Genomic DNA, 19,797 nt, shown 5'->3' on the forward strand with positions numbered 1-19,797 from the left:
CCGGGCAGACGCACCAAGAACCGGGGCATCATGCTCGAACGGATCGTCGACGCGGTGGAGCACCGCACACCCGAGGGCATCGCCGCGGCCATCTCCCGTCTCATCCGCTCGGGCTCGCTCAGCGCGGGCGACCGGCTGCCGACGGTGCGCGACGTCGCTTCGACCCTCGGGGTCAGCCCGGCCACGGTGAGCAACGCGTGGCAGGCGCTCTCGGGTGTCGGCCTGATCACCTCCCGAGGCCGGGCGGGCAGCTACGTGCTGCAGGCCGCCACGCCGTGGATGCCCCCGCACTTCGGCGAGCTCGCCGGCTCGCACGTGACGGCCCGGCTCGACCTCTCCACCGGCACGCCCGATCCCTCGCTGCTGCCCGACCTGTCCCACGCGCTCACCAAGGTGCCCACCCGTGCCGACACGGCGAGCTACCTGAGCTCCCCGGTCCTCCCGGGGCTCGAGAAGCACCTGCGCGCATCCTGGCCCTACCCCGTCGCGTCGCTCACGATCGTCGACGGCGCCCTCGACGCCATCTCCCGCGCGCTCGAGACACTGGTGCGCTTCGGCGACCGGGTCGTGGTCGAGAACCCCACGTTCCCGCCGTTCCTCGACCTGCTCGAGACCTTCGGGGCGGAGCGGCTGCCGGTCGACGTCGACGAGCAGGGAATACTCCCCCGGCAGCTCGCGGACGCCCTCGCCCTGGGGCCCGTCGCCGTCATCCTGCAGCCCCGGGCGCACAATCCCACGGGCATCTCGATGGGCGCGGCGCGGGCGCGGGAGCTCGCCCGGGTGCTGCGGGCGCACGACCATCTCTGCGACCCCGTGGTGATCGAGGACGACCACTCCGGCGAGATCTCCTCGAGCCCCGCGCACAGCCTCGGCACCTGGCTGCCGAACCGCACCCTGCACGTGCGGAGCTTCGCGAAGTCGCACGGCCCCGACCTCCGCATCGCGGCGCTCGGCGGGCCGGAGGCGCTGATCGACCGGATCGTGGCGCGGCGCCTTCTTGGCCCGGGCTGGACGTCGCGGATGCTGCAGACCATCCTCTACGAGCTGCTCACCGCACCGGCCTCGGTCGACACGGTGCACGACGCCAGGCGCATCTACCAGGCCCGGCAGCGGCTGCTCTCGGAGGCGCTGGTCGAGCAGGGGCTGCCGCACGAGCCCTCCGACGGCATCAACACCTGGCTGCCGGTGGCCGACGAGAAGGCGGCGATCCTCACCCTGGCGGCCAGCGGCATCCGGGTGGCGGCGGGCTCGTCGTTCGTGGCTGCGGCCCCGGTTGCGGATGCGCGGCCGCCGCAGTTCCTCCGCGTCACCGCGGGCCGCGTCGCCGACGACTTCGACACCGTGGCCGCCCTCCTGGCCGCCGCCGCCCGCGCCGAGTAGCCGAGCCATACTCGACACATCCTCATCGAACTGCTAGCATTGACAGCAGTGGAAGGCGGCATGATGGCGACGATCACGGTGCGAGATCTCGAAGACGGCACTCGGGAGCGACTGCGCGTCCGGGCGGCCCGTAACGGGAGGTCGATGGAGGCCGAGGCGCGCCAGATCCTCACCGCCGCCGTGGCGAGCGAGCCGGCCGACACGGCCGGGGTGGGCAGCCGCATCCGGTCGCTGTTCGCCGATGTCGGGTACGCCGACGACCTCGCCGACCTGCTGCCGGAGCGTTCCGCGCCGGCCGACCGGGTCGACTTCGACCGATGATCCTGCTCGACACGAACGTGGTGTCGGAGCTGCTCCGCGCGCAGGCCGCCAGCGAGGTCGTCGACTGGATCGACCGGCAGCCGGCCGACGAGCTGTGCCTCTCGGCCGTCACCCTCGCCGAGCTGCTGCAGGGCGTCGCACTCCTGCCGGCCGGCACGCGTCGCGGCGAGCTCGGCCGCCGGGTCGCGCACCTCGTGACCCACGAGTTCGATCGGCGCATCATCCCCTTCGACGCGGAGTGCGCCGTCGAGTTCGCCGACGTGGTGGCGTCACGCCGCCGTCTCGGCCGCCCCATCACCCCGTTCGACGCCCAGATCGCGGCGAGTGCGCGCGTGCACGGCGCCCTCCTCGCCACCCGCAACGAGCGCGACTTCGAGCACACCGGCCTCCCCGTCGTGAACCCCTGGCGCCCCTGACCGGCGAATTGGAACCGGTGGGGCGCGAGCGGACACTAGGGGGTATGACGACAATTCATCGTGCGCGCGCTGCCGCCCTGATCGGGGTCGTGGCGGTCGCCGCGTTGCTGGCCGGATGCTCAGGGGCGGGCACCGCCGTGCCGACGACCACGGTCGCGGCCGCCCCCTCGACCGCCGCTCCGAGCCCGACTCCCACGAACCCGCCGGCGCCGGTGGTGCGGGTGCCGAGCAGCTGCGATCAGCTGCTGCCCCAGCCGCTGGCAGAGGCGATCGCCGATCGGCCGCTCGAGGAGCAGCCGGTGGCGCAGTTCGCCAATCCGGTCTTCTACACGGATGCGCGGGTCGGAGCCCTCTCCTGCGGCTGGGTCGATCTGAACGAACGGGAAACAGGCGTCGAGCCCGGTGTGGTCATCCGCATCGTGCCCGGTGTGACGGAAGACGACTACGACGACTACGTGTCCGGCGAGGCCTGGGCCGGTGCTCCCCCCGCGCCCGAGATCAGTGACACCGCTCAAGGGTCGTGCACGAACGGGGTGTGCGGCTTCACGGATCGGGTCGGCGCCTACGCGGTGAGCCTCCGTGCCGCGAACAGCATCGGCGTCGCAATCACCGAAACCCAGAAAGCCGACAGCATCGACGCGGTGGCGTCGATCGTGGCCGCGGCTGCCACCTGGGCCGATCCGGAACCCGTCTGGCAGCCTGTGGGCACCACCTTGACCGGTGCGACGAGCTGCGACGGCCTCATCGATCCGGCGAGGCTCGTCCAGATCACGGGCACCGAGCTGACCGAGTTCAAGGGCGAGGGCGGCGAATACTCGAACTCGAGCTACCGCAGCGCCGGTCAGGTGGGTGCCTGGTGGTGCAGCTGGGCCGTCGCACGATCCACCGACACGGCCGGGGTCTTCGCCGCCGTGCTGCCCGGTGGCGCTTCGTACTTCGCCGGCTCCTCGGCCGCCGAACCGGACAAGGGCTGGTCACCGATAATGGACTACCCGGGCGAGGCCTACGGAACGGCCGACGGCGGCGAGGTCGCCGTGCTCGTCGACGGGGGCTGGGTGGACGTGCGCGGGCCGGGCGAGGTGCTGCCCGCGTTGGTGGACGAGGTGCTGGGGAACGTGGGGGCGGTCGGCGGGTAGCGCGCGCATGGGATTGAATGGGGGCGTGAAGGTGACGGTTCTCGCAGGCGGTGTCGGAGGTGCACGGTTCCTGAGGGGGCTGCGCACGCAGCTGAGGAAGGCGTACCCGAACGGCGACGGCGGCTCGACCGCCGAGGTCACGGCGGTCGTCAACACCGGCGACGACATGTGGCTGACCGGCCTGCGGGTCTGCCCCGACCTCGACTCGATCATGTACACGCTCGGCGGCGCCAACGACGACGAGCGCGGCTGGGGCCGGAAGGACGAGAGCGAGCGCGTCAGCGCCGAGCTCACCGCCTACGGCGTCGGCTGGCCGTGGTTCACGCTCGGCGACCTCGACCTCGGCACCCATATCGCGCGCACCAGCTTCCTGCGCGACGGCCTCACCCTGACCGAGGCCACCGCCCGGCTCACCGAACGCTGGAACCCGGGTGTAAAGCTCCTCCCGATGAGCGACGAGCCGGTCGAGACGCACGTCGAGATCATCCTCGACGGCAAGCGCCGCATCGTGCACTTCGAGGAGTGGTGGGTGAAGCACCGGGCGGGCGTGCCGGCGCAGCGCTTCATCCAGGTGGGGGTGGATGCGGCGAAGCCGACCCCGTCCGTGCGGCGGGCGATCGAGCAGGCCGACGTGATCCTGGTGGCTCCGTCGAACCCCGTCGTGTCGATCGGCACCATCCTCGGAGTGCCCGGCATCCGCTCGGCGCTGCACGAGGCCCGCGCCCCGATCGTCGGGGTCTCCCCCATCATCTCGGGCGCGGCCGTCCGCGGCATGGCCGACGCCTGCCTCACGGCGATCGGCGTCGAGACGACCGCCGCGGCGGTGGCGAAGCACTACGGCTCCCGCTCGCGGGGAGGCGTGCTCGACGCGTGGCTGATCGACGAGAGCGACGCGGCGAGCGCCCCGGTCATCGAGTCGGCGGGCATCCGCACCTCGGTGGTGCCGCTCTGGATGCGCGACCCCGACACGAGCGCCCAGCTCGCCGCCGACGCCCTGGCCGCGGCCGTCCGCCGCTAGTTCGCCGGGCGGAGGGTGATCAGCCAGGCGTACAGCGCCATCGACACGGCGTACACCAGCACGACGATGGAGTAGCCGAGCACGTGCGTCTTCACGGGGATGCCCCGCTTCACCCACCAGCCGAAGAGCTTGAACGCCCACGGCACGAAGAACCAGCCGAGCAGCTGCGTCGAGACCAGGTTGCCGATGAACAGCGAGAGCCAGAACGGCACGCCGTGGCTGTCGAACAGCGGGTCGGCGATGAAGTAGCCCCAGAGGAAGACGATGGGGTAGAGCATGAGCAGCACCAGGAGGTTGCTCTTGAAGACCGGGTCGGGCAGGGCATCCGGGCTGGATCGACCCGACCAGAAGCCGAAGCCGTAGCTGGATCGGGTGAGCTTCAGCTGCTCGTTGTAGGCCGCGCCCTCCTCGAGCAGGGCGGCGCGCTCGGGCGAGTCGAGCCAGGCGTTCAGGTGCGGCTCGCTGTCGAAGCTCAGCACGACGACCCAGTCGTCCTGCACGCCGGCCACCGGGCGCTCCACCTTGTGACCGAGGAAGCCCTCGAAGCGCGACTCGATGGCCGAGATCTCGCGCTGCCACTCGAGGAAGCGCGCCTCGTCCTCGGGGGCGACCCGGCTGGAGATGAGGACCGAGGCCGCCTCGCTCGGGTGCTTCGCCTCCTCGGTGAACAGGTGCACGTCGTCGTTGCCGATGAAGCGGTCGCCGATCTCGTCGACCAGGTTCTTGCGCTCGGCGCTCTGCAGCCAGCCGCGGGCCGAGCCGGCGTCACGGAAGTGCTGCACGGTCACCCAGTCGACCTGCAGCGGCGGGTTCGGCCGGATCAGCTCGCGCTCGAGGAAGCCCGGCCAGCGCGAGACGCTCTCGGCGACCTTCTTCTGCCAAGCCTCGTAGGCCGGGTAGTCCTTCTCGGCGAGCCGGCGGTGCACGACGAGGGTGACGGTGCCGTCAGCCGCGGTCGTGGTGTCGCCGGGCACCGCCGTCTCGGTCATGCTCAGGCCTTCTGGTAGGCGAGCTCGCCCGCGATCCAGGTCTGGTCGACGGCGCGCTCGTCGCCGACCATCATCACGCCGAAGAGCAGGTCGGAGACGGTCTCGAGCGTCATGGGCCCGCCGCTGTACGACAGGCTCTGGTGCCAGGCCGTCGCGGGCGGGCCGCCGGTCCAGTCGAGGGCGACGAAGTCGGCCTCCTTGCCGATGTCGAACGAGCCGACGAAGTCGTCGATGTAGAGCGCCTCGGCCCCGCCCTTGGTCAGCGAGTAGAACGCCCGGAGCGGCGAGAGCTTGTTGCGCTCCGACTCGGCGAGGTCCTGGTCGCTCGGCAGGATGCTGCCGTCGAGGATGGTGTTGTTGAGCATCCCCACCTTGTAGCCGTCTTCGAGCGTGTTGAGCAGGCTGAAGCGGTTTCCGCCGCCCATGTCGGTGCCGTACGAGACGAGCACGCGGTGCTCGGGGTCGAGCGCCCGGCCGAGGCGGAACAGGCCCGATCCGAGGTAGAGGTTCGACGACGGGCAGAAGGCCACCGAGGCGCCGGACTCCGAGAAGCGGCGGAACTCGCTGTTGGACAGCCAGACGCCGTGGCCGCCCGTGAACTTCGGGCCCACCAGTCCGTACTTCTCGTACACGCCGAGGTAGTCGTGGCAGTCGTCGTGCAGCGCCAGCACGCCGTGCACCTCGGCGGGGTTCTCGGAGATGTGGGTGTTGATCCACAGGTCGGGGAACTCCTCCTTCAGCTTCTGGCAGGCGGCCAGCAGCTCGTTGGAGGCGCCGAAGCCGAAGCGCGGGGTGATCGCGTAGAGGTTGCGGCCCTTGCCGTGCCACTTCTCGATCAGCGTGCGGCTGTCGTCGTAGAACTGCTCGGGGGTGTTCGCGAAGTAGTCGGGCACGTGACGGTCGATGCCGGTGAGGCCCGCGATCATGCGCATGTTGCGGCGGCTGGCCTCCTCGAAGAAGACCTCGTTGCAGGTGAGATTGCCGGTCGTGAAGGTCTGCGCCGTGGTGGTGCCCGAGGCGAGCAGGTTGTCGAAGAAGTGCTTCGTGCCCTCCTCGGCGTAGGAGCGCTCGGCGTAGCGGTGCTCCTCGGGGAAGACCCACTTCTGCAGCCACGGCAGCAGCTGCTCGCCGTAGGCGCCGAGCACGCGGGTCTGCGGCAGGTGGATGTGGCCGTCGATGAAGCCGGGGAGGATGATGCGGTCGCGGATCTCGGTGATCTCCACGCCCTCGTGCTTCGAGGCGATGTCGTCGTAGGCGCCGAAGTCGACGATCACGCCGTCCTCGACGACCAGCAGGCCGTCGGCCTGGAACCGGGCTGCGGCCTCTTCGTTGCCGACGTGCTTGTAGGGGTCGTCGACGAAGTCCAGGAAGGTTCCGCGCACAGCTGTCTTGGCCAAGATGTTCCCCGATTCGTAGTGGTGACGCCATCGTGGCACACGCGGCGCACCCACGGCCTGTCCCCATCAGGGGGAGGCCCGCCGTGGGGGTAGGCGGCTCGGGGGTAGGCTGTCCTGCAATCAGGTTCTGGGTCTGGCTTTGGGCTCTCTTTTCTTCTCGCGTCTCTTTCGCGTGTCCGCTCATCGCGCCGACTTCCCCGAGGACAGACCATGCCCGAAGATCTTCCGTTCCCCACGTCCACGGGCGTCCGCGCCACGGGCCGCAGCACGGCCCCCGCCCCTGTCGAGCAGTCCTTCGTGCCGAACGCCTCCGCGATCCGCCGGGCGCTCAAGCGGGCCGAGACGGGCGTCGCCCTCGACGCGACCGAGGCCGAGACGCTGCTGCACGCCCGGGGCGACGACCTCGAGCGGCTCCTCACCGCCGCCTCCCGGGTGCGCGACGCCGGCCTCGAGATCGCAGGCCGCCCCGGCGTCATCACCTACTCGCGCAAGGTCTTCATCCCGCTCACCCACCTCTGCCGCGACCGCTGCCACTACTGCACCTTCGTCGAGACGCCCGGTGGTCTCGAGAAGCAGGGCAAGGCGCCCTTCCTCTCCCCCGACGAGGTGCTCGCGATCGCCCGCGAGGGCGCGGCGCTGGGCTGCAAGGAGGCCCTGTTCACCCTCGGCGACCGCCCCGAGGAGCGCTGGCCGGTGGCCCGCGAGTGGCTCGAGGCCCGTGGCTACGACTCCACCATCGCCTACCTCCGCGCGGTCGCGATCCTCGTGCTCGAGGAGACCGGCCTCCTCCCGCACCTGAACCCCGGTGTGATGACCTGGGAGGAGATCCAGCGCCTGAAGCCCGTCGCCCCCTCGATGGGCATGATGCTCGAGACCACCGCCGACCGCCTCTGGAGCGAGAAGGGCGGGCCGCACTACGGCTCCCCCGACAAGGATCCCGTGGTTCGCCTGCGCGTGCTCGAGGACGCCGGGCGCTCGAACGTGCCCTTCACCACCGGCCTGCTGCTCGGCATCGGCGAGAACTACGCCGAGCGCGTCGACGGGATGTTCTCCATCCGCTCGGCCGCCCGCCGGCACGGTCACGTGCAGGAGGTGATCATCCAGAACTTCCGCGCCAAGCCGGCCACGGCTATGATGGCCGCCGACGACCTGGAGACCCAGGAGTACGTCGCGGCCGTCGCCGTGGCGCGGCTCGTCCTCGGCCCGAAGGCGCGGGTGCAGGCTCCGCCGAATCTGACGGATGCTCGTGAGCTGGGTCTCCTCGTGCGCGCCGGCATCGACGACTGGGGCGGCGTCTCGCCGCTCACCCCCGACCACGTGAACCCCGAGCGCCCGTGGCCGCACATCGACGACCTGGCCCGCCTCACCGCGGAAGCCGGCTTCGAGCTGCGCGAGCGGCTGACGGCGCACCCCCACTTCGTGCGCGCCGAGGAGCCCTGGATCGACCCCCGCGTCCTCCCCCACGTCCGCGCCCTCGCGGGGCCCGACGGGCTGGCTGTCGAGGGCCGCATCCCGGTGGGCCTGCCCTGGCAGGAGCGGGACTGGACCTCGTCGGGCTCCGGCCGCACCGAGCTGCACACCGAGATCGACACGATCGGCCGCACCGGCGACCGCCGCAGCGACTTCGAGGACGTCTACGGCGACTGGGCCGAGCTGCGCGAGCACGTCGGGGCGAACGAGGGCACGGCGCCCCGCGCATCCGGAGACCCTGCGGTGCGCAGCGCCCTGGCCCGCGCCGCCGAGGACCCGGCGGGGCTGAGCGACGCCGACTACCTCACCCTGCTCGGCGCCGACGGCCCCGACCTGGAGGCCCTCGCGGCCCTCGCCGACGACGTGCGCCGCGCGACCGTGGGCGACGAGGTCGGCTACGTCGTGAACCGCAACATCAACTTCACGAACGTCTGCTACACCGGCTGCCGCTTCTGCGCGTTCGCCCAGCGGCGCACCGACGCCGACGCCTACACGCTCTCGATGGAGCAGGTCGGCGACCGGGTCGACGAGGCGTGGATGATCGGGGCCACCGAGATCTGCATGCAGGGCGGCATCCACCCCGACCTGCCCGGCACCGCGTACTTCGACCTCGCGCGCATGGTGAAGGCGCGGCAGCCCGACATCCACCTGCACGCGTTCAGCCCGATGGAGATCGTGAACGGGGCCTCGCGCACGGGGCTGTCGTACCGCGACTTCCTGCTCGAGGCGAAGGCGGCGGGGCTCGACTCGATCCCGGGCACGGCCGCCGAGATCCTCGACGACGACGTGCGCTGGGTGCTCACCAAGGGCAAGCTGCCGGCCGCCGCGTGGATCGACATCGTCTCGACCGCGCACGACATCGGCCTGCGCTCCTCGTCGACCATGATGTACGGGCACGTCGACAACCCCTCGCACTGGGTCGGGCACCTGCGCACCCTGGCGCGGGTGCAGGACGAGACCGGCGGGTTCACCGAGTTCGTGCTGCTGCCGTTCATCCACATGAACGCCCCCGTCTACCTCGCGGGCGTCGCCCGGCCGGGGCCGACGCGGCAGGAGAACCGGGCCATCCACGCGGTGTCGCGGCTGATGCTGCACGGGCGCATCGACCACGTGCAGACCTCGTGGGTGAAGCTCGGCAACGCGGGCACGCAGCAGATGCTGCAGGGCGGTGCCGACGACCTCGGCGGCACCCTGATGGAGGAGACGATCAGCCGCATGGCGGGCGCCGACAACGGCTCCGAGAAGACGGTCGACGAGCTCGAGCGGATGATCGGCGAGATCGGCCGCGTGCCGGTGCAGCGCACCACGACCTACGGTCGCCCGACGGCCGAGCGCATCGCCGTGGCCCGCGAGTTCGCCTCGCAGGGCTTCGCGGCGACGGGCAAGACCCTCCGCACGAACCTCCTGACCTGACGGACGACGACGGCCCGCCCCTCGCGTGAGGGACGGGCCGTCGTGAGTGGGGCGGGTTACGCCTCGGTGTCGGCCGTGCGCCGCCGGGGCGGCGGCGCACCAACCAGCACAGCCCGGGTCGGTTTCGGCGCGGAGGCTATGCCTCCGTGTCGGAATCGACCCAGTCGAGGGTCTTCGTGACGGCCTTCTTCCAGTTGCGCAGCTGGCGCTCGCGCTCGGCGTCGTCCATCTTGGGCTCCCAGCGGGAATCCTCCTGCCAGTTGGCGCGGAGCTCGTCGAGGTTCGCCCAGAACCCGACCGCGAGGCCCGCGGCGTACGCGGCGCCGAGCGCGGTGGTCTCGGCGACCACCGGACGGATGACCGGCACGCCGAGGATGTCGGCCTGGAACTGCATCAGCGTGTTGTTGGCGATCATGCCGCCGTCGACCTTGAGCTCGGTCAGGTCCACGCCCGAGTCGGCGTTCACCGCATCGAGCACCTCGCGGGTCTGGAAGGCCGTGGCCTCCAGCGCCGCGCGGGCGATGTGGCCCTTGTTGACGTAGCGGGTGAGGCCCACGAGGGCACCACGCGCATCCGACCGCCAGTAGGGAGCGAACAGGCCCGAGAACGCCGGCACGAAGTACGCGCCGCCGTTGTCCTCGACGGTGTTCGCCAGGGTCTCGACCTCGGGAGCCGAGGAGATGATGCCCAGGTTGTCGCGCAGCCACTGGATCAGCGATCCCGTCACCGCGATCGAGCCCTCGAGTGCGTAGTGCGCCGGCTGGTCGCCCAGCTTGTAGCCGAGGGTGGTGAGCAGCCCGTTCTTGGAGTGCACGATCTCGGTGTCGGTGTTGAAGATCAGGAAGTTGCCGGTGCCGTAGGTGTTCTTCGACTCGCCGGCGTCGAACGCCGCCTGGCCGAAGGTCGCGGCCTGCTGGTCACCGAGGATGCCCGCGACGGGGACCTCGCGCAGGAGGCTCGACGACTCGACGGTGCCGTAGACCTCGGAGGACGACTTGATCTCGGGGAGCATCGACTTCGGCACGCCGAACGCCTCGAGGATGTCGTCGCGCCACTCGAGCGTCTCGAGGTCCATGAACAGCGTGCGCGAGGCGTTGGTGACGTCGGTGGCGTGCACGCCGCCCTCGGTGCCGCCGGTGAGGTTCCAGAGCACCCAGGTGTCGGTCGTGCCGAACATCAGGTCGCCGGCCTCGGCCTTCTCACGGGCGCCCTCCACGTTCTCGAGGATCCAGACGATCTTCGTGCCCGAGAAGTAGGTCGCGAGCGGCAGGCCCACGATCGACTTGAAGCGCTCGGTGCCCTCGTCGCCCGCCAGGCGGTCGACGATCGACTGGGTGCGGGTGTCCTGCCAGACGATGGCGTTGTAGACGGGCTTGCCGGTGTTCCTGTCCCACACCACCGCGGTCTCGCGCTGGTTGGTGATCCCCACGGCGGCGATGTCGTGGCGGGTCAGGTCTGCCTTCGAGAGCGCCAGACCGATGACCTCGCGGACGTTGGCCCAGATCTCCATCGGGTCGTGCTCGACCCAGCCGGCCTTCGGGAAGATCTGCTCGTGCTCCTTCTGACCGGTGGACACGATGGTGCCCTTGTGGTCGAAGATGATCGCGCGCGAGCTGGTCGTGCCCTGATCGATGGCCAGGACGTACTTCTCTTCAGACATGTCTTAACTCCTTTGTCGTAACTGAATTGCGAAGCGGATGCGCGGGGGCGCTCAGGTGAGGATCGGCAGCAGCGGGATGGCCAGCAGTCCGGCCAGCACACCACCGATGATCGGGCCCACCACGGGCACCCAGGAGTACGACCAGTCGCTCGTGCCCTTGCCCTTGATCGGCAGGATGGCGTGAGCGATGCGCGGCCCGAGGTCACGGGCCGGGTTGATCGCGTAGCCGGTCGGGCCACCGAGCGACGCGCCGATGCCGATCACGAGCAGCGCCACGGGCAGGGCGCCGAGAGCTGCGAGGCCACCCTCACCCTGTCGTCCGCCGCCGAAGCCGATCACGACGAACACCAGCACGAAGGTGCCGATGATCTCGGTGACGAGGTTCCAGCCGTAGGAGCGGATGGCCGGACCCGTCGAGAACACGCCGAGCTTGTTGGCCGCCTCGGGCTCCTCGTCGAAGTGCTGCTTGTACGCCAGCCAGACGAACACCGCGCCGATGATCGCACCGATCAGCTGAGCGCCGATGTACGCGATGACGGTGACCGCGTTGACGTCGACGGCCGTGGCCTCCGAGCCGAAGGTCTTCGCGCCGTTGGCGAGAAGGCCCAGGGTGACCGCCGGGTTCAGGTGCGCGCCCGAGGCGTACGACACGATCACACCGGCGAAGACCGCGAGGCCCCAGCCGATGTTGACCATGAGCGTTCCGCCGTTGAAGCCCTTCGTGCGCACGAGCGCCACGTTGGCGACCACACCGCAGCCCAGGAGCACCAGGAGGGCTGTGCCCACCAGCTCCGATACGAAGTCGATACCGAGATTGTCCACGTTGACCTTTCTTCTCTCAGGTGGCGCTGCGCCACCCGACTCAGTTGACGGCTGCTGCCGCCGTGTTCGCCGCTTCCAGCACGATGCCGTGGAAGAAGCGGAGGTTCTCGACCGCGAGGCGGCGCTCGTCGGCGAGGGTCCCGTCCGACCAGCCCTTCGAGCGCTGCGCCAGGGTGCTCAGTTCATCGAACACCTCCTGGGTCAGACCGCCCACGAACGCGATGATGCTGCGGCGCAGCACCAGGTCGCTGAGGTGCACGGTGTGCTCGCCCATCAGGAAGTCGATCTCGCCTGTGCTGTACCCGGGCAGGGTCTGAAGCGGGGCATCCGTCGTCTCGGTGGCGTTCAGCGCGGCGATGTGGTCGATGACCTCCGCGGCGTTGCTGCCGTAGCGGGCGAGCAGGGTGCGGGTGCGCTCCTGGCCGAGGTCGGCGCCGTGCGCCTTGATCCAGGATGCGGTGCCCGCCGGGGTGGTCGGGAAGCCCGCCCCGCCGCCGATCGCCAGGTCGGTGGTGCTGACCTTCCGGGTGCGGCCGAGGAGCGCCAGGGTGTCGTTCGTCAGGTGCTCGGCGAGCGCGCGGAACGTGGTCCACTTGCCGCCGACCAGGCTGAGCTGCTTCGTCTTCGTCGAGGTGCCGAAGGCGGTCTGCTCGATGCGGTAGTCGCGCGACACGAAGCCGGGGGCGGTGTCGCCGTGGCCGGGCAGCGGGCGGATGCCCGAGTAGCGGTAGACGATCTGCGGCCGGTCGACCTCGATGGTCGGGAAGACGTGCTTGACCAGCTGGAAGAAGTAGTCGACCTCCTCCTCGGTGCAGACGCTGGGCTCGGTGATGTCGGCCTCGAGGTCGGTGGTGCCCACGAGCACGCGGCCGTTCAGCGGGTAGATCAGCACGATGCGGCCGTCGTTGTTCTCGAAGAACACCTCGCCGCCGGCGCAGGCCTCGAAGAGCTCGGCGTTGTCGAGCACGATGTGGGAGCCCTTGGTGCCGCCCATCCACGTCGTCGACTCGCCCAGGGCGGCGTTGGTCAGGTCGGTCCAGGGGCCGGAGGTGTTGACGACCACGTCGGCCGCGACCTCGAAGGTCTCGCCGCTGACGAGGTCGCGGAGCACCACGGCGTCGCCGTTCGAGCCGACCGCCTCGAGGTAGTTGGCCGTGCGGGCGTGGGAGCCGGTCGCCAGAGCATCCTGAACCAGGTCGAGCGCGAGCCGCTCGGGGTTCTCGACCGCGGCGTCGTAGTAGGTCGCGGTGTACTTCACGTCGCCGCGGAGCTTCGGCAGCTTGGCGAGCGACTTCTTGCGGCCCACGAACTTGTGGCGGGGCACGTTGCCGCCGTCGCGCGAGAAGGAGTCGTAGCCGAGCAGGCCGACCTTGATCAGCAGAGCGCCGCGCTCCTTGGCCTTGCCCTGCTTGTGGGTGAGGAAGCGCAGCGGTGCGCTCAGGATGCCCGAGAAGGTCGAGAAGATCGGGATGGTCGTGGGCAGCGGCTTCACGTAGTGGGGAGCCAGGCGCAGGAGGCGGTTGCGCTCCTGCACGCTCTCGCGCACCAGGCGGAACTCACCGTTCTCGAGGTAGCGCACGCCACCGTGGATCATGTGGCTGGAGGCGGCCGAGGCGCCCGAGGCGTAGTCGCCGCGCTCGACGAGCACGACGTCGACGCCCTGGAGCGCGAGGTCGCGGAACGTGCCGATGCCGTTGATGCCGCCGCCGACGATCAGGACCTGCGTCTTCGGGTTGCTGCGGATGGCTTCGACGCTGCTGCGGACATCGTTGGTGCTGGTCACTGTTCACTCGCCTTCGTGCTGGGTTGACTGTCCAGTTCTACGACCGTTTTCACATATGATCAAGCTCGTTGCACATATGTGCAGACGAAAGGATGCGAGGACGCATGGCCGACACCGCTGGCGCCGAGAAGGAGCGCGACGCGCTCCGCGCCGCCCACCTCTACTATCTGCAGGATCTGACGATGGAGGCCATCGCCACCGAGCTGCACACCTCCCGATCCTCCGTCTCCCGCCTGCTCGGCTACGCCCGCGACACAGGGCTCGTCGAGATCCAGGTGAAGTCGCCGCTGGACCGGCTGTCGAGCCTGCAGGAGCGCATCCGGGCCCGTCACGGGGTCACGGCGCACGTCGTGCCCGTGCCCGACTCGACCGCCGAGGTCGACCGACTCGAGCGCGTGGCCATGAGCGCTGCACGGATTCTCGGGCCGTTCTTCGACTCGAACATGACCATGGGCATCGCCTGGGGCTCGACCCTGTCGGCCGTCTCGCGGCACCTGCAGGAGAAGGTCACGCACAACTCGCAGATCGTGCAGCTGAACGGCGCCTCGAACGCGCGCACCACGGGCATCGGCTACGCCAGCGAGATCATGAGCCGCTTCGGCACGGCCTTCGGGGCGTACGTGCAGCAGTTCCCGGTGCCGGCGTTCTTCGACGACCCGCGCACCAAGGAGGTGCTCTGGCGTGAGCGCAGCATCCGGCGGGTGCTCGAGATCCAGAAGCACATGGACATCGCGCTGTTCGGCCTCGGCTCGGCCTATGCCGAGGTGCCGTCGCACGTCTATGTCGGCGGCTACCTAGACGACGACGACTTCCAGCAGCTCGGCCGCTCGCAGGTGGTGGGCGACGTGGCGACGGTGTTCTACCGCGCCGACGGCTCGAGCGAGGACATCCCGATGAACGCCCGTTCCTCCGGCCCGTCGCTCGAGCTGCTGCGCAAGGTGTCGCGGCGGGTCTGCGTGGTGTCGGGGCGCTCGAAGCTGCCGGCGCTCCGCGGCGCGCTGGCGGCCGGGGTGATGACCGACCTGATCATCGACGAGACGACGGCGCACTCACTGCTGGAGGACTGAGGCCGCCGGCGGGCTGAGGCTCTCGAGCACCCGGGCCGTGGCCGGGCCGACGCCGCGGCGCCAGGCCTGCTGCAGCTCGGCCTCGGTGTCGACGTCGTGGCGCAGGGTCGAGTGGTCGCCGAGCGTGAGGGCCACGTGACCGGCGGCGCGGTGGCGCTCGGCCGATCCGGCGCCGAACCGGGGCACGAGGTCGGCGCCGGCCGTGCGTCCGGCCGCGGTGATGAGGGTCGTTCCCGAGCCCTCGGCGTCGGCGACGAAGGCGAGCGGATGCGCGTGCGCGGCCTCGAGCGCTTCGTCGACGTCGCCCGCCACGAGCGTGGGCAGGTCGCCGAGCATCGCGGCCGTCGGACCGTCACCGGCGGCGGCGATACCGCGGGCGACGGCCGCGTTCAGCCCCTGACCCGGATCGTCGAGCACCTCGACACCGGGGACCGTCTCGCGGAGGCGGGCGGCGACCGACGACCCGGCATCCGTCACCACGATCACGCGGCCCACCGTGCGAGCGTCCCGCAGCGCGGCGACGGCGTCGAGGGTGAACGCCTCGGCGAGCAGCAGGCGCTCCTCGGCGGAGCGCTCGGGCATCAGGCGGCTCTTGCCCTCCGCGGTGCCTTTGACGGGCACGACGAGGGTCCACGGGGAGGTCATTGCTCCGATTATCCCGCACTTCGAAAAGACAGAACGATCGGTACGTTTCGGGGAATGGTGAGGGTGGGTCGTGGGTTGTATACAGCGTGAGCAGAACGTTTCTTGAGATCGAGGGCGAACGCGGAGTCGTGTCGCGGTATCGCCGCCACCCCAACGGAAAGGGTTACGTCGCAGTCGGAGCGGAGGTCGACCCGTCGGCCTACGTCGACCCCACGAGCTATGTCGAGGCCGGCGCCAAGGTCGGGCCGAAGGCGTGGATCGGGTCCGGCAGCTGGATCGAGCACGACGCGATCCTCGGCGCCGGAGTGTTCGTCGGCGCGAACGTGCACGTCGGCGCGTCGGCCGTGATCGGGCGCACGTCGAAGATCGGCAGCCACTCCCGTATCGGCGAGAAGGCGGCCATCTCGGACGCGACGCTGATCGAGAACGACACCACGATCGCGCCCGGTGCGGTGCTGCGGCGTGGGGCGGGGTCGGGTGGCGGCTCGGCCTCGGGCTCGTCCGACTACGTGCGGGCGGCGTGAGCCGATCGTCTCCCGTGGCGCGTCCTCCCGTGCGGGGTGGGCGCGCCTTCGTCGTCATCGGGCGAGACGCCGTCGTCGCGCGGCTCTTCGTCGTCGCCGGCGGCCCGCGATAGGGTCGTAGCCATGACGGCCGACCGCACGCGCGCAGCAGTGCGCGCCCTGTTGCGCGTCGCCGCCGTCGCCTCCGGGCTCGGCCTCGTCTGGTTCGTCAGCTCGAGCGGCGCCCTCGACCCCGGTGCGGTGACGGCCCTCGCCCTCGCGGCAACGGCCCTCGCCGCGGGGTCGGTCGCCGCCGCGTCGGTCGGATCGGTGCTGCGGGCACTGGGGGCCGTGCTCGCGCGGTTCGTCCGAGCATCCGCCCGCCCGCGCCCCGCCGACGACGTCGACCTGCCGGTCGTCGTGGTGCAGAGCCGCCCCGACGCACCCGGACGCCCCCGCACGCGCGCACCCGGCCGCCTCCTCGCGGCCGCGTAGCGCAGCACCCCGCCCCTGACGGGCGGCCCGCCCCTCACCGGGCACCCCGCCCCTGCCGGGCGGGAACGCGCTCCTTCGCGGCCATACGGTCCCCCATCCGTATCCCGCAAGGAGTCCCGTGAACATCTATGCCTTCGGCCCCGTCGCGGCCGCGCTCGACGCCGCCTCGACGGTGCTGCAGTTCCTCTCGTCCGTCCTCCAGCCGCTCGCCGGCGGAGCCTCGGCCGCCCTCGCGGTGGTCGCCCTCACCGTTCTGGTGCGCCTCGTCCTCATCCCGGTCGGGGTCTCGCAGGCCCGCGCCCAGCGGATGCGCACCCGCCTCGCACCGCGCCTCGCCGAACTGCAGCGCCGCCACCGCCGCGACCCGCAGCGGCTGCAGCGCGAGACCATGGCGCTCTACGCCGCTGAGAACGCCTCGCCGCTCGCCGGCTGCCTGCCCCTGCTGCTGCAGGCGCCCGTGCTCTCGCTCGTCTACGGGCTGTTCATCCTGCCCACGATCAACGGGCACCCCAACGTGCTGCTGACCGAGTGGCTGCTCGGGGCACCGCTCGGCACCTCCTTCGCGGCGGCGCTCAGCGCGGTCGTCTCGGGGCATCCGCTGCAGGCGTCGGCGGGGCTCGCGGTGCTGCCCGGGTCTCCGGATGCTCTGCCCGCGCTTCTGGTGACCGGGGTCGTGCTGGTGCTGCTCGCCGCGGTGGCCCTCGTGTCGCGACGGGTGACGCTGGCGCTGGCACCGGTGCCGGTGGTCGCGCCGGTATCGGGCTCATCGTCTGTTTCGGGCTCGTCGTCTGGTTCGGGCTCGTCGTCTGGGTCGGGCTCGTCGGCTGGCGGTCCTGGCGCGGCGCCGGGGCTGCCGGCGGCGCTCGCGCCGGGTGGTGGGCTGCAGCGCGCCCTCTCCTGGCTGCCGCTGATGACCGTCGTGATCGCCGCGTTCGTTCCGCTCGCCGCGGCGCTGTACCTGCTCGTCACCACCACGTGGACGGTCGCGGAACGCGCGCTCCTGCACCGCCTGATCCGCTGACTAGCACCGTGCCGACGAGCAGAATAGGGCGGATTCCCTAGGTGCGCCCGCCGCCTCAGGGCGCACGATCGTCTGAGACACCTGCCCGGCCTCACTGCGGCCGCCCGTCGAGAGGATCACGATGACGACGTCCCCCGATCAGCCGACCCCCGCATCCGCTCAGAGCTCCCCGCCCTTCCCGCGGGTGGGCGACGACGCCCTGCTCGACCTGCAGGAGCGCCTTCAGCGCTTCCGCCCCGTGCCGCAGCTCGGCGGACCGGCGTTCGCCGGGGCCGAGCTCGGGGTCGAGCCCGAGCTCCTCGGGCAGCTCGTCGAGCACTGGCGCGACCGCTACGACTGGCGCGCCCAGGAGTCGCGGCTCGCCGCACTGCCGTGGCGGCAGACCGAGCGGGCGGCGGTTCCGGTGCGGGCGATCGTGGCCGAGGTGCCGGATGCTCCGGTCGTGCTCCTCCTGCACGGCTGGCCCGACTCCGTGCTGCGCTTCGAGCGGATCCTGCCGCTGCTCGACGACGTGACGGTCGTCGCGCCCGCGCTGCCCGGCTATCCGTTCGCGGCCGCCACGGATCCGGCCGGACTGCCGCCGACCGCGATGGCGGATGCCGTGGCCGCCGCGATGGCGGAGTTCGGCTTCGACCGCTACGTCGTCTCGGCCGGCGACGTCGGCTGCGACGTGGCCGAGGCGCTGGCCGCCCGGCACCCGTCGGCCGTGTCGGCGCTCCACCTCACGGACGTGTCGCAGCGGCACTTCCTCGACGCCGGCCCCGAGCTGCTCGACGACCTCGACGACGAGGAGCGCGCCTACGTGGAGCACGGATGCCGCTGGCAGGCGGCCGAGGGCGGCTACATGCACGAGCAGTCCACCCGCCCGTGGACGCTCGCCGCCGCCCTCGGCGACTCCCCCGCCGGACTGGCCGCCTGGATCGTCGAGAAGCTCGTGCGCTGGACCGACGCCGGCGGCCGCCTCGAGAACGCCTTCACCCTCGACGAGGCGCTGACCTGGGTGAGCGCCTACTGGTTCTCGGGCGGGATCGGCACGTCGTTCGCGCCCTACGCGGCGGACGACCCGAAGGACTGGCCGCGCATCCAGGCCCCCACCGTGTTCACGGTCTTCCCGCACGACCTCGTGAACGCGCCGCGCCGCTTCGCCGACCGCTTCTTCGCGGTGGCCGACTGGCGCGACTTCGGGCGCGGCGGCCACTTCGCGGCGTGGGAGCAGCCCGCCGACTACGCTTGGGGCGTCCGCCGCGCCATGGAGCTCGCGGAGGGCTGAGCGCGGGCGGCTTCGCGCACGCACCTCGGTCACCGGCCGCGTGGAGCGCCCGGCGGCCGGGATGCGTGCGCCTACCGCCCTCCGTCGGCGCGCAGCGCCAGGAGGTCGGCCTCGAGGCGGGCGATCGTGGCCGCCGCCTCCGCGCGGCCCTCCGCCAGGCCCTCGACGCGACCCTCCGCCCGACCCTCGGCGTGGCCTTCCGCCAGGCCCTCGGCGCGGCCGGCGGCGAAGCCCGCCAGGTGCCCCTCCGCGAGCGCCTCGTCGGTGCCGAGCCGGAACATGTCCCCCGGGCCGGTGCGAGAGAGAGCCCGCGCGGGCGTGTCGAGGGAGGCCGTCACGGCGTGGGCTGCTCCGCGCACGAGGGCCACGGGCATCCCGCTCGCCTTGCCCTTCACGAGGTCGCCGGCCGACGCCAGCTCGTCGGCCAGCGCGGCCTGCGTGACGGCGAGCTCGTGCCCGAAGGTGTCGCGGGAGCCCCGCAGGTCGTCGAGCACGTGCACGCCGGCCGCGCCGATCGCCTGGTCGATCTGGCCCTCGCGCCAGGCGCGGCCGAGGGTGTCCGAGAGCACGACGCCGAGCTGCACGCCGAACCGCGCCCGCAGCCCCGCGGCGAGGCTACGCGCCGAGGCGTCGGGGTCGACGGGCAGAAGCAGCACCGTGCCCGTAGGCGTGTTGCTCGCATCGACCCCGGCGGCGGCCTGCACGATGCCCTGCCGGTTCTCGACGATGCGCGTCACCCCACCCGGATGCGCCCGGCTCGCCACGACCCGCACCGTCTCGGCGGTGATCGCGTCCTCGCGGTCGGCCGCGGCGATCCGTCGCCCCTCGGCCTTCGACACGATCTTCGACGTCACCACGAGGATGTCGCCGTCCACCGGCACGAGCCCCGCCCCGTCCAGCGCCTCGCCGATCAGCGCCACCAGGTCGTCGCCCTCGGCGATCTCGGGCAGGCCGTCGAACGCGACCACCCGCAGCTCCCTCGTCGCCACGG

At 71.4% G+C, this 19,797-nt stretch carries 18 protein-coding genes; 11 read left to right on the forward strand and 7 right to left on the reverse strand.

Features of this window, described 5'->3' with window-relative positions; translation table 11 throughout:
* Window positions 1–30: 30 nt before the first annotated feature.
* From HQQ85_RS06160 to cofD, 5 genes are read left to right on the forward strand one after another with little or no spacing between them, the layout of a single operon-like run.
* Window positions 31–1,380, forward strand: coding sequence for an aminotransferase class I/II-fold pyridoxal phosphate-dependent enzyme (locus HQQ85_RS06160; RefSeq protein WP_173181553.1), 1,350 nt, complete (start codon window positions 31–33; stop codon window positions 1,378–1,380).
* A 60-nt stretch (window positions 1,381–1,440) separates the two neighbouring features.
* The gene (locus HQQ85_RS06165) at window positions 1,441–1,701 is read left to right on the forward strand and encodes an Arc family DNA-binding protein (RefSeq protein ID WP_216851428.1); all 261 of its coding nucleotides are present in this window, start codon (window positions 1,441–1,443) and stop codon (window positions 1,699–1,701) included.
* Window positions 1,698–2,117 carry a type II toxin-antitoxin system VapC family toxin gene (locus tag HQQ85_RS06170; protein ID WP_173181554.1) on the forward strand — a complete coding sequence of 140 codons (420 nt, stop codon included), beginning with the start codon at window positions 1,698–1,700 and terminating at the stop codon, window positions 2,115–2,117. Before HQQ85_RS06165 ends, HQQ85_RS06170 begins: the two co-directional genes overlap by 4 nt.
* 44 nt (window positions 2,118–2,161) lie before the next feature.
* On the forward strand, window positions 2,162–3,253 hold the full coding sequence (locus HQQ85_RS06175) for a hypothetical protein (protein ID WP_173181555.1): 1,092 nt from the start codon (window positions 2,162–2,164) through the stop codon (window positions 3,251–3,253).
* Between the two features lie 25 nt (window positions 3,254–3,278).
* Window positions 3,279–4,271 carry a 2-phospho-L-lactate transferase gene (cofD, locus tag HQQ85_RS06180; RefSeq protein ID WP_371741786.1) on the forward strand — a complete coding sequence of 331 codons (993 nt, stop codon included), beginning with the start codon at window positions 3,279–3,281 and terminating at the stop codon, window positions 4,269–4,271.
* Here cofD and HQQ85_RS06185 read toward each other — a convergent pair.
* On the reverse strand, window positions 4,268–5,260 hold the full coding sequence (locus HQQ85_RS06185; protein WP_173181557.1) for an antibiotic biosynthesis monooxygenase: 993 nt from the start codon (window positions 5,258–5,260) through the stop codon (window positions 4,268–4,270). The two genes, cofD and HQQ85_RS06185, sit on opposite strands and share 4 nt — an antisense overlap.
* Before the next feature lie 2 nt (window positions 5,261–5,262).
* Window positions 5,263–6,657 carry a guanine deaminase gene (gene guaD / locus HQQ85_RS06190; protein ID WP_173181558.1) on the reverse strand — a complete coding sequence of 465 codons (1,395 nt, stop codon included), beginning with the start codon at window positions 6,655–6,657 and terminating at the stop codon, window positions 5,263–5,265.
* Between the two features lie 210 nt (window positions 6,658–6,867).
* On the opposite strand from guaD, the gene HQQ85_RS06195 reads away from it, so the two are divergent.
* Entirely contained in the window at window positions 6,868–9,540 is a 2,673-nt protein-coding gene (locus HQQ85_RS06195; RefSeq protein ID WP_173181559.1) for a bifunctional FO biosynthesis protein CofGH, read from the forward strand.
* Between the two features lie 136 nt (window positions 9,541–9,676).
* On the opposite strand, the gene glpK is transcribed toward HQQ85_RS06195, so the two are convergent.
* From glpK to HQQ85_RS06210, 3 genes are read right to left on the reverse strand one after another with little or no spacing between them, the layout of a single operon-like run.
* Window positions 9,677–11,200, reverse strand: coding sequence for a glycerol kinase GlpK (gene glpK / locus HQQ85_RS06200; protein ID WP_173181560.1), 1,524 nt, complete (start codon window positions 11,198–11,200; stop codon window positions 9,677–9,679).
* A gap of 51 nt (window positions 11,201–11,251) precedes the next feature.
* On the reverse strand, window positions 11,252–12,022 hold the full coding sequence (locus HQQ85_RS06205; RefSeq protein ID WP_173181561.1) for an MIP/aquaporin family protein: 771 nt from the start codon (window positions 12,020–12,022) through the stop codon (window positions 11,252–11,254).
* Between the two features lie 40 nt (window positions 12,023–12,062).
* Window positions 12,063–13,805, reverse strand: coding sequence for a glycerol-3-phosphate dehydrogenase/oxidase (locus HQQ85_RS06210; protein WP_173181562.1), 1,743 nt, complete (start codon window positions 13,803–13,805; stop codon window positions 12,063–12,065).
* Between the two features lie 104 nt (window positions 13,806–13,909).
* On the opposite strand from HQQ85_RS06210, the gene HQQ85_RS06215 reads away from it, so the two are divergent.
* On the forward strand, window positions 13,910–14,872 hold the full coding sequence (locus HQQ85_RS06215) for a sugar-binding transcriptional regulator (protein ID WP_173181563.1): 963 nt from the start codon (window positions 13,910–13,912) through the stop codon (window positions 14,870–14,872).
* On the opposite strand, the gene cofC is transcribed toward HQQ85_RS06215, so the two are convergent.
* On the reverse strand, window positions 14,855–15,517 hold the full coding sequence (gene cofC, locus HQQ85_RS06220) for a 2-phospho-L-lactate guanylyltransferase (RefSeq protein ID WP_173181564.1): 663 nt from the start codon (window positions 15,515–15,517) through the stop codon (window positions 14,855–14,857). The genes HQQ85_RS06215 and cofC overlap by 18 nt on opposite strands.
* An 86-nt stretch (window positions 15,518–15,603) precedes the next feature.
* Between cofC and HQQ85_RS06225 the strand changes: the two genes are divergently transcribed.
* The 4 genes from HQQ85_RS06225 to HQQ85_RS06240 all read left to right on the forward strand — a co-directional run bounded on the left by HQQ85_RS06225 (window position 15,604) and on the right by HQQ85_RS06240 (window position 18,806).
* Window positions 15,604–16,041, forward strand: a complete 438-nt coding sequence (locus HQQ85_RS06225) for a hypothetical protein (RefSeq protein ID WP_173181565.1) — start codon at window positions 15,604–15,606, stop codon at window positions 16,039–16,041.
* Between the two features lie 123 nt (window positions 16,042–16,164).
* On the forward strand, window positions 16,165–16,515 hold the full coding sequence (locus HQQ85_RS06230) for a DUF6412 domain-containing protein (protein ID WP_173181566.1): 351 nt from the start codon (window positions 16,165–16,167) through the stop codon (window positions 16,513–16,515).
* 118 nt (window positions 16,516–16,633) lie between these two features.
* A complete protein-coding gene (locus HQQ85_RS06235; protein ID WP_173181567.1) occupies window positions 16,634–17,536 on the forward strand; it encodes a membrane protein insertase YidC in 903 nt (300 codons plus the stop codon).
* A gap of 121 nt (window positions 17,537–17,657) precedes the next feature.
* Window positions 17,658–18,806, forward strand: a complete 1,149-nt coding sequence (locus HQQ85_RS06240; RefSeq protein ID WP_173181568.1) for an epoxide hydrolase family protein — start codon at window positions 17,658–17,660, stop codon at window positions 18,804–18,806.
* A gap of 71 nt (window positions 18,807–18,877) precedes the next feature.
* Here HQQ85_RS06240 and cofE read toward each other — a convergent pair whose 3' ends face one another.
* Window positions 18,878–19,795 carry a coenzyme F420-0:L-glutamate ligase gene (cofE, locus tag HQQ85_RS06245; RefSeq protein ID WP_173181569.1) on the reverse strand — a complete coding sequence of 306 codons (918 nt, stop codon included), beginning with the start codon at window positions 19,793–19,795 and terminating at the stop codon, window positions 18,878–18,880.
* Between the last annotated feature and the right edge of the window lie 2 nt (window positions 19,796–19,797).

Source organism: Herbiconiux sp. VKM Ac-2851 (assembly GCF_013205105.1).
Taxonomy (GTDB): Bacteria; Actinomycetota; Actinomycetes; order Actinomycetales; family Microbacteriaceae; genus Herbiconiux; species Herbiconiux flava.